The following is a 17,080-nucleotide window of genomic DNA, read 5'->3' on the forward strand; positions in this document are numbered from 1 at the left end:
GCTTATTTTTTAATTTAATAATTTTTCGAATAAATTATTCCATTCCATAGTTACTGGTTCAGCTTCTAAGAATTTAACACTTTCTACAGCATTGACGCTAAATTTTTCTCTCAATTTTTCATCACTTATTAATTCTGATAAACGATCTTCTAGTTGTTTTTGATCTCCAATTGGTATCAAAAAACCACTATGTCCGTCCGTTATCAATTCTGAAGGACCGGTGGGACAATCTGTAGACACACAAGGAAGGCCAAAGTGCATGGCTTCGATTAAAGCATTAGGAGAGCCTTCAAATATGGATGTAAAAGCAAAAATTCTTGATTTATTATAATAATGTGCAATGTCTTTTGTTTGTCCCAATAAATTTATCTTATCATCTAATTTTAAAGATTTTATTAGTTCTTCATACTCTTTTTGTTTTTCTCCTTTACCAACAATTATTAATTTCCAGTTGTTATGATTTATATTGGCAAAAGCTTTAATTAGTACATCTTGTGCTTTCTGGTTGCTTAAGCTACCTACATTTAAAATAAGATTTTCTTTTTTTTGACTTGTATCTCTTGCATTAGTTAATTCTGGAGCTATAGGGTTTTTTAAAATGACTATTTTATTTTTATTGATGATAGATTCAAACTGTTTTTTCATTTCATCAGTTTGCACAACTAAAAACTCAGCTTTTTTGTATAATAATTTTCTTAGAATCCGCCATTGTAGAGGAGTGGTTGATTTTTTCGGATAATTACGTTCGCTAATTATACATGGAATGTTATTCTTTTTAGCTGCTAATATGGCTAACACGTTTGCACTAGTTATAAAGCCAATAAATAAATCTATTTTTTCTTTTTTTAAATAGTTGGATATTGTTTTGTAAAGTGAATAGTTTAGTTTTATTCCTTGTATAATACTACTACTTGGTTTATATTGCTCTGTACAAGTAAATAACTTTATATTACTATTTAATTTGTAGAAGGGTTCTGATTCTTTTTTTATTAAACTTATGATATGAACTTCATATTTTTCAATAAGTTGATTGGAAAGGTTTGTGATAACACGTTCTGCACCACCAGCGGTTAAAGCTCCTATTACAAATGAAATTTTCTTTTTATTCATAATTATAATTTGGGACAATTCTTTTTAAGAAAAATCATAGCTAAATGTAAAAGCTATTGATTGTTCTTTAAATAAATAGAATATTAATTTCAATAATGATTTGTAAAGATGATAAAAGACTTAAATTTACTCCTGTTTTTTCGTCAAGTTAATAATATATTCGGTCTAATGTTGTTTGTTAAGCTTATTTTTTGTTCAATATAGATATAAATATATGTAGTTAAAAAAAGCTTACTAATTCTATTAATCTGTAGTTATGTAGTATGAATAATAAACACAAGGTTTAAAAGTATATTTTTATATATTGCGACTTGTTATTTTTAATAGAATTTAATTCTGACAATCTATAATAATAAACTTAAAACTACTCAGTTCTTATGCTGTTTAATTCAATAGATTTTGCAATTTTTTTACCTATAGTTTTTTTTATCTATTGGTTTGTAATCCAAAAGAATTTAAAATTACAAAACCTATTAATAATTTTAGCTAGTTATGTTTTTTATGGTTGGTGGGATTATAGGTTTTTAGCATTAATTGTATTTAGTAGTTTATTAGATTATTCGATTGGGATTGGGCTTAATAAATATAATGATAAAACAAAACGTAAAGGTTTATTAATTTTAAGCCTATTAGTTAATTTAGGTTTTTTAGGTTTTTTTAAATATTATAATTTTTTTCTTGATAATTTTGTTGACGCCTTTAGCTTTTTTGGTAAAGATATAAGCGCTCAAGGGCTTAACATAATTCTACCTGTTGGTATTAGTTTCTATACTTTTCAAACGTTAAGCTACACAATCGATGTTTACAGGAAAAGATTGGAACCAACCAAAGATATTATTTCATTTCTTGCTTTTGTTAGCTTTTTTCCTCAGCTAGTCGCTGGACCGATTGAAAGAGCTACAAATTTACTCCCGCAATTTTATCAAAAACGAAAATTCGTTTATTCAAAGGCAATAGACGGGATGAGACAAATTTTATGGGGTCTGTTCAAAAAAGTTGTTGTTGCGGATAATTGTGCAGCTTTTGCAAATCAAATTTTTGATAATTATTCTGAAAGTTCAGCCAGTACATTATTTTTTGGAGCCCTTTTTTTTACTTTTCAAATTTATGGTGATTTCTCGGGTTATTCTGATATTGCTATTGGAACCTCTCGTTTATTTGGGTTTAATTTAATGCGAAATTTTGCCTTCCCATATTTTTCACGAGATATTGCAGAATTCTGGAGGCGTTGGCATATATCCTTGTCTACGTGGTTTCGAGACTATGTTTATATTCCGTTAGGAGGAAGTAGGGGAGGAACCGCAATGAAAATCAGAAATACTTTTATAATTTTCATTGTAAGTGGTTTTTGGCACGGAGCCAACTGGACCTTTATTATTTGGGGTTTTTTAAATGCATTATATTTTTTGCCGATAATGTTGATGAAAAAAAACAGAGTAAATACTAATGGAGTTGCTGAAGGTAGACTATTTGCAAATTATAATGAGATAGGGCAGATTATTTTTACATTTTTGCTAACCATGATTGCGTGGGTGTTTTTTAGGGCTCCAAGTGTTACCGATGCCTTTCTTTATTTAAGGGGGGTGTTAAGCATAACATTTTTTACTATTCCAGTTGATTTTAATGATTGGTTAATAACTTTTGCTTTTGTTATTGCATTAGTGGTAATAGAATGGCTACAGAGAGACAAAGAACATGCTTTAGAACTTTTTGGAACAAATATTCCCAAATATATGAGATGGAGTTTTTATGTCATTATATTTTTTACCATATTTTGGTATGGAGGTTCGCAGCAAGATTTTATTTATTTCCAATTCTAATAGCTTATTAGTATCATGAGAAGTTTCGTAAATAGTTGTTTTAAGTTTTTAGGAATATTTTTAGGAATATGTCTTATCTCTCTTCTTTTTAATTCTTTATTAATTAATAATTATTTTGGTTATAAAATTAGAACAGAACAAAACATTTTAATATTGGGTGATTCTCATACAGAATGTAGCATAGATGACAATATTTTTTCAAATAGTATCAATTTATCTCATAGTGCTGATTCTTATTTTTATTCTTTTTTAAAAATAAGGAAGATGAAAAACGAAAACCCTCAAATAGATACTTTACTTCTATCATTATCCAATCATAATTTACTTATTGAGTATGAAGACAGATGGCTTTTTAATACTACAAATATCAGGAGTAAGTTCAGAATATACACAGATTTAATGGATTTTTCTGATTTTATGTTTTTATTTAAATCAAATCCTTCTGGGGTTATACAAGGCATAATAGAAGCTCCGAAATATTCTGTGAAACTCCTTTTTAAAGGAGAATTAACAGAAAGAGACTTAGGAAAATTTTTGCCTTCAAATAGAGATAAATTATCAGAAGATATAGCTCAACTTAAATCAGGCATAAAATACAGGGAGTTGAAATATTCAGAAAATGATAAAAAATATTTATTTAAAATTATTGACTTTTGCGAACAGAATGATATAAAGTTGTTTTTTATAGGAACTCCTCTGCATCGTGAATATTCCAGGAGAAAAGCAGAAGAATTTGAGCTATTTAATGAGTTTTATAAATCAAATCTTCAAAAATTTGACTATTTAAATTATATGGATTTTGATATACCAGATAATGGATTTCAAGATACAGATCATCTGAATACTTTAGGAGCTAAGTTATTTACCGAAAAATTAATGAAAGACTTAACCACCGCAAATTAAATTTTTAAAGTTTCAAATTTTATTCTATATAGTCTTGAATTGGTGGGCTAATAATACTATCCAAGTTGATTTTTTCCCATTTTGGTTCTATACCTAATCTTGCATTCCAGTATTTATTAAATGTAAAATCATCTTTTGTTTGAACATCAAGAGAGTTTCCATATATTTTAGACACTTCATTGCTATCATATTTCATTAATTTTAATAAAGATGGAAATATATTATAGTGACTAGATCTATTTTTATTATGGCTCAGTGTTTTTTGCCAGTTTAAAGTATTTAATGATTTTCCCTGAATAACAACAAGAGGAACTAAGCCCTCTTCCATAGTCGGTTCAGCACTACAGTGCGTATGAACACCTGGATTACCTCTTTCATGAAGATCCTGCCCATGATCACCTGTGTAAATAATTAGTGAATTATTTAATTTGGCATTTTCAAAGATTTTCCTGAAAAACTCTCCAATATTCCATTCCATGGCATTCCTATAAGAATTTCGATATTGTATCCATTCCTCTGTACTACCATTAAATCCAGTTCGAAGACCAGTATCTCCTGTCTCTAACCAATTTCCTCGTGGTAATGCAGGTTTATATTTCATGAATTCATCTGGATATTTATCGTGGATTGGAAAATGCAAACCCATTTTTGTAATAAATATAAACTCATTAGTATTATTATTTATCAATTTTACCAATAAACTGGCTATTTCCTGATCTCTATTTAGGATACTAGTATTATCTAATTGGATGAATTCTTCTATGTCTTCCATTTCACTAGTAGTCATTCCATTTTGAAGCTCACCCTCCGTGCGCTGAGCATCAATATATATAGTCTTTAATCCTGCGTTTTTAGCATATTTCCATATTGAAGGTTTTGAGTATATAATCTTTTTATAATTATCTCTTGTACCCCCGTATCTTAACGTAAGATTTGTGGCAAAACTACAGTTAGCTATTGAGGCTGCATAACCATAATTGAAAATGTCAAAATCGTCATAAGTATTACCTAAAAAGGTATTTACCCCATAAGAATTATTTATGTCCATATAGACTGCTGATACACTTTCGTCTAAAATAAAAATGATATCATGGTCAATATTATTTTTATCTCTGTCAATATTAATATTTTCTCTAGTACCAAAATCATCCTGTGCTAATTCGTACATAACAAGAGAAGAATAAGATATAGGTGTATAGACGGATGGTAAACCCAACGCTCCACTTCCTCCTTTATAAAAAATTAAATATGTGAATAGAAAAAAAGAAAAAACAGGTATTAAACTAAAATAAGGCTTATTAAATATTTGCCGCTTTGGTTTTAAGATAATACCAAAAAGCAAAAGTAACCCTAAAACTATGGATATTACGTAAAATTTCTTATACTGTTGAAATGCTTCTCCTGCTGAACCAGCAGCATCTATCATGTTTATAAAAGCATTGTAATCAAAAGGTTCAAGCATTATTCTTTGATAAGAATCATAAGCAACCGCACAAAAATAGAAAAGTATACCAATAATTACGCGGGTATAGCTGTTTTTGATATTGGCAACCACAAAAATACTGAAAGTTAACAATAGAAAAAAGAATATATATATTACACAGGAAGTTGACATTCCAAAATGATCAAGTCTAAGTAAATAAACATTAAAATCTTTTGCCAAATAGGCAAAAATTAAGATACTTTTTATGGGAAGTCTCATAAAATATGTATTAGTTTGGGGGTATATAGTATTAAAATTATTATTAAAGCACCCAATGAAGAAATTGCTACAGCACCAGCGGCTATATCTTTTATAAAACCAATACGTTCTTCAAAATCTTCATGCACAAAATCACAAATTTTTTCTAGACCAGTGTTGAGTGCTTCAACACTCATTACCAATATAATTGTAAAAATTTGGATTATCCATTCTAAAGATGAAATTTCAAAGAAGAAACCAGCGAGTGTTAATATAATTGCTAAAAAAAATTGAACCTGTATACTAGACTCTGTTTTTAATAATAAAAGCATGCCTTTAAAAGCATAACCAATACTTTTATATCGATGTATAATAAAAGGTTCGTGTTTGTTATTCATAAAAAATTAATTATTACTTAACGAAAAATTAATATTGGTCTAAAATAGATTATTTTTTGATATAGGCACAATCAATTCTATCAATTTCAGCTATTTACGATGAAAATCATGTGTCAGATAAATATGTAATTAAAGATAATTTTTGATTTAATCTTTTATTATCAAACAGAAATAAAAAACGCAATCATTTGTAGTTTTTTTGAGAAATATTTATTGAATAAATGTCTCACAACTAATAATAAATAAAAAACAAGATATGATAAATTTCAAAAAAAGTATTAGTGTTTTTTATTTGGTACTAATACATAAAATAAAAAAATAGTATTCTACTTGAAAAAGGTATAACGATCCAACTTATTACAACCTACCACTAACTTTTTCTGTAATAATCCCTTTGACATCATAAACTAAACCATTTTCGGACAGTAAATCATTAAAGTTTAAATTAAGAAATTCCTGATGAGCAACCCCCAAAATAATTGTTTCAAATTTATCATTTGGTAAGTTGTTAATTGTCTCTAGATTATATTCACGCATTACTTCCTCAGAATTTACCCACGGATCAAAAATAGTAATATCAATTCCGTAGTCTTTTAAATGTTTTATCACATCAACTATTTTTGTGTTTCTAACATCTGGACAATTTTCTTTAAAAGTAATCCCTAGCATTAGTAATTTGGAGCCTTTAACTTTAATGTCATTTTTTAACATCATTTTAACAACTTCACTTGCTACATATTGCCCCATGCTATCGTTAACTCGTCTACCTGCTAAAATAATTTCAGGATGATAACCAACTTCTTGGGCTTTTTGTGCAAGATAATATGGATCTACACCTATGCAATGCCCCCCAACCAATCCTGGTTTGAATGGAAGAAAATTCCATTTTGTTCCAGCTGCTTCTAATACAGAATGTGTGTCAATATCCATCAAATTGAATATTTTTGCTAACTCGTTAACGAAAGCAATATTAATATCTCTTTGAGAATTTTCTATAACTTTTGCAGCTTCAGCAACTTTTATTGTGGGTGCTAGGTGTGTTCCTGCAGTTATTACACTTGCGTATAAATCATTTACTTTTTCCCCAATTTCAGGAGTTGAACCAGCTGTTACTTTTAATATTTTTTCAACAGTATGTTCTTTATCTCCTGGATTAATTCGCTCTGGAGAATAACCAGCAAAAAAGTCTTTATTAAACTCTAATCCACTTATTTTTTCTAAAATAGGTACACATTCATCTTCAGTTACACCAGGATAAACAGTAGATTCGTACACAACTACGTCTCCTTTTTTTAAGACTTTACCTACTGTTTCACTAGATTTATATAGTGGTGTTAAATTTGGCCTGTTATTTTTGTCAATTGGCGTGGGTACAGTAACAATATAATAATTACAATCTTTTATATCTTCAATGTTAGAAGAGCAAAATAAACCAACTTCAGAATTTGGACTATCTTTTAATACAGCTTTTAATACTTTATTGTCTACCTCTAAAGTAACGTCTTTTCCTTGTTGTAATTCTGATATTCTAACTTCATTAATATCAAATCCAATTACAGAATACTTTGTGGCAAAAAGACGTGCTAATGGCAGACCCACATAACCTAACCCTATAATAGCTATTTTATTATTATTCATAATTTTATTATTCTAAATTATTGACCAATAGAAGAATATACGAAACCGATATTCTCCATTTCTTGCTTATTAAGTATATTCCTACCATCGAAAATAAAAGCAGGCTTTTTCATGTTAGAGTAAATTTCCTTCCAATTATAAGTCTTAAACTCATCCCATTCAGTTAAAATTGCAACAGCATGAGCGTCTTGTAATGCATCATAAGGAGATACACAATGTTCCACTAGTGCTTTGTTTTCTTCTTGGTTTCTTGAACCTAAATAGTTCAGGTCTGATTGAATTTTATTCTCAGGAACTTTAGGGTCATAGACAGCAATATTTGCTTGCTCATTCAATAAATAATCTGCAACATATATTGCAGCTGACTCTCTTGTGTCATTAGTGTCTTTTTTGAATGCCCAACCTAAGAAACCTATTTTCTTGCCTGAAACAGTATTGTATAATGTACTTATTAAATTGTCAGCAAATCGTCTTTTTTGATGATCATTAAGAATAATAACTTGTTCCCAATAATCAGCAACAGCATTTAGATTATAACTTCTTGCTATGTAAACGAGATTTAGTATATCTTTTTGAAAGCATGATCCGCCGAAACCAACAGATGATTTAAGAAACTTTGGTCCTATTCTTGAATCCATACCAATGGCTTTTGCCACTTCATCAACATTAGCTTCTGTTCTTTCACATAATTCTGAGATAGAATTTATTGAAGAAATACGCTGAGCTAAAAAGGCATTAGCAGTAAGTTTAGAAAGTTCTGAAGACCAAACGTTGGTTCTTAAAATTTGTTCTTGAGGTACCCAACTTCCATATATATTTGCTAAACTTTCTATGGCTTCTTCAGACTCTCCACCTATTAAAACCCTGTCGGGGTTTAATAAGTCTTTTATAGCGGTTCCTTCAGCTAAAAATTCTGGATTTGATAAAATATCGAAATTTACATCACTTCCTGTATTATCCAAAATACTCCTTATGGCTTGTGCTGTTCTTACCGGTAATGTAGATTTTTCAACTACTATTTTATTAGTTTTTGCCACATCAGCAATGTTTCTAGCACAAAGTTCTACATATTTTAAATCTGCAGCCATGCCTTTTCCCTTACCATAGGTTTTAGTAGGGGTATTTACTGATATAAAAATCATTTCAGATTCATCAATAGCTTTATCAATTTCGGTAGAAAAAAACAGGTTTTTGCCCCTGGTTTCCTCAACAATTTCAGCTAAGCCTGGTTCGTAAATTGGAAGTTTTGAAACATCTGAATTGTTCCAAGCATCAATTCTGGATTGGTTTATGTCTACTATTGTTACCTTAATGTTTGGGTTTTTCTTTGCAATAACTGCCATGGTTGGTCCTCCAACATAACCAGCACCAATACAACAAATATTTGTTACTTTCATTTATTTTTGATTATAAATTTTCCCAATACCAATTAACAGCCTCTTTAATACCTTCATCAATATTGTATTTGGGGTTATAGTTTAATAGTTTTTTCGCTTTTTCTACAGAAGCTAAAGAGTGAGGTATATCTCCTATTCTATTTTCACGATGTTTTATTTCAATATCCTTAATAGCATCATCAAAAGAAGAAAGATGCTTTTTTAATAGCTTAGTTAACTCTAACAAGGTTGTTCTGTCTCCGTAAGCTACGTTATATACATTATTTAAAGCTTTTTCGTTTTCAGTAGTTATAGCAAGAATATTCATTTGAATAACGTTATCTATAAACGTGAAATCTCTAGAATAACTACCATCTCCATTTATAATTGGAGATTCATGATTAATCAATTGTTTTACAAACAGCGGAATTACAGCTGCATAGGCACCATTTGGGTCTTGCCGTTTTCCAAAAACATTAAAATACCGTAAACCAATAGTATCCAAATCATAAGACCTTTTAAAAATATCAGCATATAACTCGTTCACGTATTTAGTAATAGCGTAAGGAGATAATGGCTTACCAATAACATCTTCTACTTTAGGTAAAGCCTCATGATCTCCATAAGTAGATGAACTGGCAGCATAAACAAAACGTTTTACTTTTGCATCTCGGGAAGCAACAAGCATATTTAAAAAACCCGAAATATTGACATCATTACTTGTTACAGGATCGTTAATTGATCTAGGAACAGATCCTAGTGCAGCTTGATGTAAAACAAAATCTACATTTTCACAAGCAACGTGACAATCTTTCAAATTTCTGATATCACCCTCTATTAAAGTAAAGTTTTTGTTTTTTAAGAATGGTTCGATATTTTTTCTCTTTCCAGTAGAAAAATTATCTAAACAAATGGTTTTTATATTGTTTGCAAGAAGAGTTTCACATAGATTAGAACCTATAAAACCAGCACCACCTGTGACTAATATGGTATTATTGAGTAGATTATTTAACATTTAATTGGGGGTTTTTTAATAGCTAGCACAAATATGTGAAAAAATATTTAAACCCAGCTTATTATTATACTAAGTTGATGTTTTTTACGATTAAAATCATAAAGCATATATATTGAATGATTTTTATCGGTAAAAAAGGATTATGTGGTTAGTTACGTAAAGCTAATAATATGCTTTATACCAATCAACAAATGCTTTTACACCATGCTTTATAGATGTATTTGGCTTGTAATCATAATCTTTTATCAAGTCATCTACGTTTGCCCAAGTGCGTTCAACATCACCAGGTTGTATAGGTAGCATATTTTTCTCAGCTACAGTATCAAGGTTTGATTCAATCTCTTGTATAAAGTCTAATAATTTTACAGAATTGTTGTTCCCAATATTATAAACTTTATATAAATCATTATTTTCTATTCTCTCTATATTTGGATGTTCAAGAATCCTTACTACACCTTCAACTATATCATCTACATAAGTAAAATCACGTTCCATTTTTCCATAGTTAAAGACTTTAATGGGTTTCTTATTCACTATAGCATCTGTAAACAAGAACATAGCCATGTCTGGTCTTCCCCAAGGACCATAAACTGTAAAGAAACGTAACCCTGTAGTTGGAAACTTGAATAAATGACTATAAGTATGTGCCATTAATTCATTACTTTTTTTTGTAGCGGCGTATAAGCTAATTGGATTGTCTACATTATCGTGTGTAGAAAAAGGGATTTTCTCGTTTAAGCCATAAACACTAGAGCTACTTGCATAAACAAGATGCTTTATTTTGAAATTCCTGCAACACTCTAAAATATTTAAAAACCCCACTAAATTTGAATCTACATAAGATTCTGGGTTTTCTAAACTGTATCTTACACCAGCTTGAGCCGCTAGATTACATACAACGTCAAATTTTTCATTTTTAAAAAGTTTAGGAAGCTCTTCACGGTTTTCTAAATGCATTCTTATAAACGAAAAACTATCATTTTTTTCACTTTTACTTAAACTATTAAATGTAGAGGCTTCATTTTTATCAATGCCTAACACTTTTAACCTATCAAATTTAAGGTTGATGTCGTAATAGTCGTTAATATTATCTAGGCCAATTACAGCATGCCCACTATCAATTAAAACTTTTGACGTATAAAAACCAATAAATCCGGCTGCTCCAGTTACAAGTATTTTCATTTTGTTTTTAAGTTATATTAAAACTAACTAGTTTTAAAATGATTTTAGAAATTATTAAAATAGCTAAGCAAAGATGAAAAATTGTATTGATATAAAAACAAAAAGGAGATTAAATTCTGATTTTCATCGATAAGATTAATAAAAGAAATAACCTCTCAAGATTAAAGTACGTTTTAATGGCCAAATAGCTCAGTACATCGAAAACAGCACAATATGTTTTATATCATCAGTAATATATATTTATCTTCGTCTCCTGTATTTATTCAATAACTATTGAACAATAATGATTTTTAACTCTGTTGCTTTTTTATTATTTTTTGTAATAGTTTTTACTTCTTATTGGCTAATCCCCCAAAAATATTTTAAATGGCAAAATGTTTTACTACTAATTGCTAGTTATGTTTTTTATGGTTGGTGGGATTGGAGATTTTTATCTTTAATTGCCTTTTCTACTATTTTGGATTATTTGGTTGGTTTGAAAATTTATTCATCTAAATCAAAGAAAAAAATATTTTTGATTATTAGTTTAATATCAAATCTAGGACTGTTATGCATATTCAAATATTTTAATTTTTTTATTGAGTCTTGGGTGAATTTGTGGTCTGTATTTGGTTACGAGGTATCAGTTTCTACACTAAGTATTATTTTACCAGTAGGTATATCTTTTTATACTTTTCAAACTATGTCTTATTCAATCGATATCTATAGAGGAGATCTTAGGCCAACTAATAATTTTATTGAATTCGCAACGTTTGTCTCTTTCTTTCCTCAGCTTGTAGCTGGTCCAATTGAAAGGGCATCGAATTTATTACCTCAGCTAGCTCGTAAAAGAGAAATGTCTCTAGATAGATTTAAAAATGGATTATTTCAAATTTTTATTGGTTTTTTTAGAAAGGTAGTGGTTGCAGATGCTATTGGAAGTATCATAGATGGTATATATAATACACCCGATATACATAATGCATCTAGTTTGGCAATGGCTGTTGTTTTATACTCATTTCAAATTTATTTTGATTTTAGTGGGTATTCAGATATTGCTATTGGGACAGCTAAAATACTAGGTTTTGATTTTAAACGAAACTTTAATCTACCATATTTTTCTGTTTCCATTACTGAGTTTTGGAGGAGGTGGCATATTTCATTATCTACATGGTTAAAAGATTATTTATATATTCCATTGGGAGGAAATAAAAAAGGAATTAAAATACAATATCGTAATCTTTTAATAACTATGTTATTAGGAGGATTGTGGCATGGTAGCTCATGGAATTTTGTTATTTGGGGTGCTATTCATGGATTACTGTTAAGTCTTGAAAAGCGATTTAATTTAATACCAAAAAAATATACACTACTAAAGAATCTTTTTATATTCAGTTTGGTTAGTTTAGTATGGATATTTTTTAGAGCTCTTAGTTTCGATGATTCTGTTTTAATTTTTGTAAAACTTACAAAAGGCCCTTATCTATCTCCTTATATTGGTAATATTTCTAGCTTTACAAGTCTAATGTATGGATTATTGCTTGCTTTATCTTTTGATACCTATATTTTTAGAAAAGATTTAGTTTTAGAAGAGTTTGGCTCAAAGTTAAGTAATACTAGTTTTATAGTGATTTCTACTTTTATTTTGATAAACATAACTTTATTCTTCTCAAGTTCGAGTAACTTTATATATTTTCAATTTTAGATGAAAAAGTCAATTAAATTATTGTTAGTCTTAGCTCTTGTTTTTTTTGCTGCGGATAGATTAATTTGCCTATGCTTAAAAAAAATGGATAAAAAGGTTTACACAGGACAAAGTGTAGGCAAGGTCAATCATTTTTTTTCATTAAAAGATTCTGTTGATTTATTAGTTTTTGGAAGCTCAAGAGCTAATCACCATATAGATAATGAGTCTTTAAATATTTCATCTTTTAATATTGGTGTAGATGGTACTAAAATTGGTTATAGTGCTGCCTTAATATCTACATTAAAAAAGAAAGATCAAATTTTATTAGTTCACATAGACCATGCTAGTCTTTATGACTCAGAGTACAATGGTAGTGATATGATGGGTTTGATAAATATGATTCAAAGGAGTGATGACGTTAGTGCTTTTATTTATAATTTTTTTCCTAATGAAATTTATATATCAAGAATTTTTAATTCTTATATATATAATAGTAAGGTATTGGGAATTTTAAAAAACTCTTTAGCTCCAAGTTATGATTACAGCGAATATTGCGGTTATGATCCTTTATATCCTAATCAAGAGCAAAGAGAAATTTTTGAAAAAATGCTGAAATCAGATAGTTTAAAGTTGGAACAAGACAAGCTTATGGTAAATGAGGTAAAAATTAACCCTTTAATTAATAAATTTATAGATTTAATCATTGACTACAGTGGAAATAATAATTCTCGCCTAATATTCTTCACTTCTCCTACATTAAAAAGAAATCATTTCAATGTTCAATCTATAACAAAGCAATACTTTGCATCTAAGAATACTTCTTATTATGATTATTCTGATTTTTTTAAAAAATATAATGTAGACTATTGGAAAGACTTTACACATATGTCTGCAGATGGAGCAACAGCTTTCACAAAAGCGTTTAAAGAAGAGATTCTACAGGCAAATTAAAAAGTGAATTAAATAATTCTTGATTATTTTCTTTATGTTGCTATAAATGATTTAGATTTTTTTGGCAATACAAAAGAGGTGTAAAAATTCATATTACGAAGTGAAACAATAAATATCATGCAGCATACAGCAAAAATAACATAGAATTAGAAATAACTTCATATTTAATTAGAGAAAAGAAATTCCAATTAAGCGAAATAAACAACATATTACTTACAACTTTAAAACAGAGGATCGAGGAGGAGAATTAGTTTATTTGATTCTGCAACTTTAATATTTTAGATAGAAGCATTATTTAAGAAAAGATTATGCTTTCATTATAAAGAGTCGAAATAAAGTTATTATCGAAATTGGTGTAATGTAATATAAAAATATTATGTCTAATTTTAGAAATCTATTTTAACTCCAAAACCTAAATCTATATAAAAGGACTTATAATATCGTTAAAGAACAATATACTTAAATACTTATTAACAAGTTATTAATAAAGCTTTAAAATAATCGATTAACTGCATATTTTTGCGAACAATTACAAAAAATAGAAGATTTTATAATCTGAAAATGTTTTTGTCACGTATAATAATGAAAGTTTAAATCGACGAAATGCATTTTGTATTCAAAGTACTACAATAAAAAATAGAATTTCGATGAAATGCATAAAAAATAGATTTGAAGTAAATATATTTGAAGTCCCTAAAATCTAGTTTATTGTGATGTACCTACTTAAAAACTCAAAATTATTGTTTTTTATTTTACTTTCTTTGATTGTAATGTTTTCATGTAACAATGAAGAACTTTATGTATCTCAATTTGAGGAACAGATTATTGAGGAAGAAATTCCAGAAGAAGTAGAACCAGCAGAAGAAATTTTTCAAATAGAACTCCAAGATGACGTTGTAGAGACAAGTGAAAATGCTTCAATAGAAATTAGAGTATTTGAAAATGATAATAGTGTACCTACAAATTTTGGTATTAGTAATACTTCTCCACAAAATGGAACTTTGGAAATAGTGGATAACGGTACACTTAACAATTTTTCCGATGATGTATTTATTTATACACCAAATTCTGATTATTTTGGTACTGATACTTTTGAATACACTGTATGTGATGAGAGTAGTACAGAAGAAAACTGTGATACTGCTAAAGTTGATATTACTATAAATGAAGTTAATATTGATAATAGTGTTGCTGCAGAATTAAAGGCATTTCCAGATGCTTATGGAGCAGGTGCAAATGTAACAGGTGGACGTGGTGGTGTTGTAGAACACGTTACCAACTTGAACGATAGTGGTCCAGGAAGTTTGCGAGAAGCATTAAGTAAAACCTACACAAGAATAATTGTTTTTGACGTGTCTGGTGAGATAGACTTGCAATCAAGTTTAACTGCCGGTAGTGGAAATTTCACCATTGCAGGACAAACAGCACCTGAGGGAGGTATAACACTTACTGGGTCTAGAATGTATATTGCTTTTGCCGATAATTGGATTATTAGATATGTAAGATTTAGAAACGGAAAAAAAGATACTTTTGAGAGGGATTGTATAACTGCCCCCCAATGCTCAAATGTTATAGTAGATCATTGTTCTTTTGCATATGCCACTGATGAAGCTGTAGATTTTGATTCTAGTGAAAGTGATGGTAATGTAACAATACAAAACTGTTTGTTTTATGAAAATAAAACGGGAGCTATAGTTGGTAGTAACGATACTAGGAGTGGGGAGTTTTCTTTTCTTAGAAATGTAATAACAAATGTAAGTCATAGATTTCCAAATTCATCTGGCGGTGGGGCTAAATTGGATGTTGTTAACAATTTCATACACAATTTTAGGTACAGAACACTTAACATTAGTGCATATACTGCTAACGATAGTTTTGATATTAACCTTGTGGGTAATTATTTTCAATCAGGAATTAATACAATTGCCAGTGGAGGCAATGATGGTGTAGGGATTCATAAGCTAGGCACTGGTAATGGACAGTCAAATAATCGAATTTATAGCAGGTTTAACCACATCGATCAAAATGTTTTAGATATTTATTCGTTAACTAGTTATGATGAAAATACAGACGAAAGTTCTGCGTGGTCTAACTTTCCTTTGGCAGCAACCGAGCCTGTAAAATCAAGTTGGTTTGTTAGCTCACCTTTGCCTTATAATGGAAAAGCTCCAATAATTTTATCAAATAGTGAACTTAAAACAGATTTATTTGCATCAGTAGGAGCAAGTCAATATTTAAATGCAGATGGTACAGTAGGATTTTATAGAGATTCTGATGATATAGAAGCTATTGCTTTAGCTAAAGATGATGGAAGTGCTTCAAGAACAAGTTCTGTTTACGGTCTTGAAAGACCTACTATTTACGATGGGTCACTAAGGGATTCGGCAAGAGATAATAGACCATCTACACCTAATAATGTCAGACCAATAAGTTATGATACCGATAGAGATGGAATGCCTGATATATGGGAAAGAGCTATGTTTGGACCAGATTTAACATTAAAAGATGGAACAATAGATACAGATGGAGATGGTTATACTGATTTAGAGGAGTTCTTAAACCTTGTATTTGAATAAACTTAAAATAGTTATACAAATATATAGAAGAAAAATTCTTACTTCTTAAATTAAGAAAGGGAATGATCATATTTCTTTCAAGTTTTAAATCTTTAGCTGTCGAATGAAAAAAAACTGTCTACCAGCAGGCAGGTTTACCAAGTTCACAAATTATCTAGATTCAAAAGGAGAACCAATTAGAAAGAAGTGTTCTTGAATTAGACTGGGAACTATGAATAGACAAGAGTCCTTTTTATTATTGACGCAAAAAGTGTGGAGGATTGAAACTACACATTTAAAAGACATAAAGTTACTTGAAGTAGAAAACTCTAGCCTTAAATGTATAATGTATACTGATGCCTCACTTGATACTCGGATATTAAAGAAGGTACATTAAAAAAGCTCTAAGACCTTCTAATAAGTGATAATACACGAGATACCTTATAAATAAATATGAAGTGTCCATCAAATGAGCTTCGTCGAGTTATGACTCTGTTAAGTTATATATGCTATTATCAAATAAAGAAAAATGACAAAGAGGTCATCAACAAGATTTTCATAACTTACTTATACAGTACTTAGCTATCCAAGGATTTATCAGTATAATTACCGAATACGTCGTGAAAATCATAAATGAAACAAAAAACGAGTACTGAGAGGATATAGAAGCATAAACTTAACCAGGTGTAAGCACAAGAAAAGTTTAGTAATCAAACATATTTTAGCTTGCTTTATTACTAATTTTTGATTCATTTTTTAGTTTATAGTTATATATCATAAAAGAG

12 protein-coding genes are annotated in these 17,080 nt (G+C 29.3%); 5 read left to right on the forward strand and 7 right to left on the reverse strand.

The features are described from left to right. Positions 1–9 precede the first annotated feature (9 nt). Entirely contained in the window at positions 10–1,110 is a 1,101-nt protein-coding gene (locus EYD46_RS04950; protein ID WP_130935957.1) for a glycosyltransferase family 4 protein, read from the reverse strand. 377 nt (positions 1,111–1,487) lie between these two features. Between EYD46_RS04950 and EYD46_RS04955 the strand changes: the two genes are divergently transcribed. Both EYD46_RS04955 and EYD46_RS04960 read left to right on the forward strand, forming a co-directional pair. Then, positions 1,488–2,930 (forward strand): MBOAT family O-acyltransferase, encoded by a 1,443-nt coding sequence (locus tag EYD46_RS04955; protein ID WP_130935958.1) that lies wholly within the window; start codon positions 1,488–1,490, stop codon positions 2,928–2,930. Positions 2,931–3,194: 264 nt separating this feature from the next. Continuing rightward, positions 3,195–3,833 carry a hypothetical protein gene (locus EYD46_RS04960; protein WP_130935959.1) on the forward strand — a complete coding sequence of 213 codons (639 nt, stop codon included), beginning with the start codon at positions 3,195–3,197 and terminating at the stop codon, positions 3,831–3,833. 19 nt (positions 3,834–3,852) lie between these two features. On the opposite strand, the gene EYD46_RS04965 is transcribed toward EYD46_RS04960, so the two are convergent. The 6 genes from EYD46_RS04965 to EYD46_RS04990 all read right to left on the reverse strand — a co-directional run bounded on the left by EYD46_RS04965 (position 3,853) and on the right by EYD46_RS04990 (position 11,123). Further along, a complete protein-coding gene (locus EYD46_RS04965; protein WP_130935960.1) occupies positions 3,853–5,535 on the reverse strand; it encodes a sulfatase-like hydrolase/transferase in 1,683 nt (560 codons plus the stop codon). Then, on the reverse strand, positions 5,532–5,912 hold the full coding sequence (locus EYD46_RS04970) for a diacylglycerol kinase (RefSeq protein WP_130935961.1): 381 nt from the start codon (positions 5,910–5,912) through the stop codon (positions 5,532–5,534). Before EYD46_RS04970 ends, EYD46_RS04965 begins: the two co-directional genes overlap by 4 nt. A 357-nt stretch (positions 5,913–6,269) precedes the next feature. Further along, positions 6,270–7,550 carry a nucleotide sugar dehydrogenase gene (locus EYD46_RS04975; RefSeq protein WP_130935962.1) on the reverse strand — a complete coding sequence of 427 codons (1,281 nt, stop codon included), beginning with the start codon at positions 7,548–7,550 and terminating at the stop codon, positions 6,270–6,272. A gap of 17 nt (positions 7,551–7,567) precedes the next feature. Then, a complete protein-coding gene (locus EYD46_RS04980) occupies positions 7,568–8,947 on the reverse strand; it encodes a nucleotide sugar dehydrogenase (RefSeq protein WP_130935963.1) in 1,380 nt (459 codons plus the stop codon). A gap of 10 nt (positions 8,948–8,957) precedes the next feature. Then, the gene (locus tag EYD46_RS04985; RefSeq protein WP_130935964.1) at positions 8,958–9,941 is read right to left on the reverse strand and encodes an SDR family oxidoreductase; all 984 of its coding nucleotides are present in this window, start codon (positions 9,939–9,941) and stop codon (positions 8,958–8,960) included. 162 nt (positions 9,942–10,103) lie between these two features. Next, the gene (locus EYD46_RS04990) at positions 10,104–11,123 is read right to left on the reverse strand and encodes an NAD-dependent epimerase (RefSeq protein WP_130935965.1); all 1,020 of its coding nucleotides are present in this window, start codon (positions 11,121–11,123) and stop codon (positions 10,104–10,106) included. A 682-nt stretch (positions 11,124–11,805) separates the two neighbouring features. On the opposite strand from EYD46_RS04990, the gene EYD46_RS04995 reads away from it, so the two are divergent. From EYD46_RS04995 to EYD46_RS05005, 3 genes are all read left to right on the forward strand, one after another. Next, complete coding sequence (locus EYD46_RS04995) at positions 11,806–12,807, forward strand: MBOAT family O-acyltransferase (RefSeq protein ID WP_229731276.1); 1,002 nt, start codon at positions 11,806–11,808, stop codon at positions 12,805–12,807. A gap of 84 nt (positions 12,808–12,891) precedes the next feature. Next, the gene (locus EYD46_RS05000; protein ID WP_130935967.1) at positions 12,892–13,740 is read left to right on the forward strand and encodes a hypothetical protein; all 849 of its coding nucleotides are present in this window, start codon (positions 12,892–12,894) and stop codon (positions 13,738–13,740) included. A gap of 713 nt (positions 13,741–14,453) precedes the next feature. Next, on the forward strand, positions 14,454–16,316 hold the full coding sequence (locus EYD46_RS05005; protein ID WP_229731294.1) for an Ig-like domain-containing protein: 1,863 nt from the start codon (positions 14,454–14,456) through the stop codon (positions 16,314–16,316). The last annotated feature ends 764 nt before the right edge of the window (positions 16,317–17,080 follow it).

The organism is Hyunsoonleella pacifica, from assembly GCF_004310335.1.
Classification (GTDB): Bacteria; Bacteroidota; Bacteroidia; order Flavobacteriales; family Flavobacteriaceae; genus Jejuia; species Jejuia pacifica.